Origin of the sequence: Acidovorax sp. CF316, from assembly GCF_000276605.1 — a bacterium.
GTDB lineage: Bacteria > Pseudomonadota > Gammaproteobacteria > Burkholderiales > Burkholderiaceae_C > Acidovorax.
On record NZ_AKJX01000254.1, the window covers coordinates 1 to 1,608 of the forward strand.

The window sequence follows — 1,608 nt, forward strand, 5'->3', positions numbered from 1 at the left end:
GGGGGTGCGGACGAAAACTTGGACTACCAAGAGGTAGTTCATGTATTCCTACGAAGACCGAATCCGAGCCGTTGAGCTCTATATCAAGCTGGGCAAGCGCGTCAGACCCACTATCCGTCAGCTGGGCTACCCCACCAAAAATGCATTGAAAGGCTGGTACCTTGAGTATCAGCAGCGCCAGGACCTTGCCCCTGGCTATGCAGGTAGAGAACCCAAGTTCTCACAGGCTCAGAAGGTTGCAGCCATCGAGCACTACCTGACCCACGATCAATGCATTGCGGCCACCATGAGGGCCCTGGGCTATCCTGGGCGTGGAACCCTGACCAAGTGGCTTCGTGAAGCCCTTCCTGACGTCAGGAGAGCCGTTGTTGGCAGTGTGGGCCAACGAAGGTATCCCGATTCCTTGAAGCAGGTGGGAGTGATGGAGCTTTGCACCCGGCAGGAAAGTGCGCAGGCGGTGGCCGACAAGCTCGGCGTGTGCCGGCCGACGTTGTACAACTGGAAGAACCAGCTTCTGGGACGTGAGGCACCCGCATCCATGAAACACACCGATCAATCACCGCAGGCGCGAGAGCGGGAAGAGCTCGAGCGCCAGGTTGAGATACTGCGCCGCGAAGTCAGGCAACTGCGCCTTGAGCAGGACCTCTTGAACAAGGCCAATGAACTGTTAAAAAAAGGCCTGGGCGTCGATCTGCAGCTCCTGTCCAACCGGGAGAAGACACTGCTGATTGACGCCCTCAAGGAGAACTATGGCCTGCCAGAGCTTCTTGCACAGTTGGGTCTTGCGCGTAGTTCGTACTTCTACCATCGGGCCCGTGCTGTGATTGGCGACAAGTACCTCCAAGTGCGACAGTCCATCACTGAGATCTTTGAGTCGAACCACCGCTGCTACGGCTACCGCAGGCTGCAGGCCTCCCTGGCAAGAGAGCAAGGCCCAATCTCCGAAAAGGTAGTGCAGCGGCTGATGAAGCAAGAGAGCTTGGTCGTTGCAAAGCCCAAGAGGCGGCGGTATGCGTCCTACCTGGGCGAGATCAGCCCGGCGCCGGAGAACATCATCAACCGTGACTTCCAGGCTGCAGCGCCCAACGAGAAATGGCTGACCGACATCACGGAGTTCCAGATCCCTGCAGGCAAGGTCTACCTGTCGCCGATCATCGACTGCTTCGACGGGATGGTGGTGAGCTGGACCATTGGCACGAGCCCGGACGCTGAACTGGTCAACACCATGCTGGATGCTGCCATAGAGACTGTGACGGCGACCAGCGACCGACCAGTGGTCCACTCAGACCGCGGAGGACATTACCGCTGGCCAGGCTGGCTCTCAAGAATGAGCGAGGCCAACCTCACCCGCTCCATGTCCCGCAAGGCGTGCTCGCCGGACAACGCAGCCTGCGAGGGGTTCTTCGGTCGGCTGAAGAACGAACTGTTCTATCCTGGGGACTGGAAGAGCGTCACCATTGAGCAGTTCATTGAGGTGGTCGATGACTACATCCGCTGGTACAACGAGAAGCGGATCAAGATCTCCCTTGGCTCTCTCAGCCCCATCGAATACCGGGTGAGCCTTGGACTTGCGGCATAAAACCAGTCCAAGTTTTTATCCGCACCCCC

At 58.3% G+C, this 1,608-nt stretch carries 1 protein-coding gene; it reads left to right on the top strand.

Annotated features, from left to right (window positions below):
- Positions 1–40: 40 nt before the first annotated feature.
- Positions 41–1,579 carry an IS3 family transposase gene (locus PMI14_RS28745; RefSeq protein ID WP_007860235.1) on the top strand — a complete coding sequence of 513 codons (1,539 nt, stop codon included), beginning with the start codon at positions 41–43 and terminating at the stop codon, positions 1,577–1,579.
- Positions 1,580–1,608: the final 29 nt, after the last annotated feature.

Bases quoted from the DNA above. Each gene is read 5' to 3' on its own strand.
- PMI14_RS28745 (WP_007860235.1), top strand. From the start codon at position 41: ATGTATTCCTACGAAGACCGAATCCGAGCCGTTGAGCTCTATATCAAG.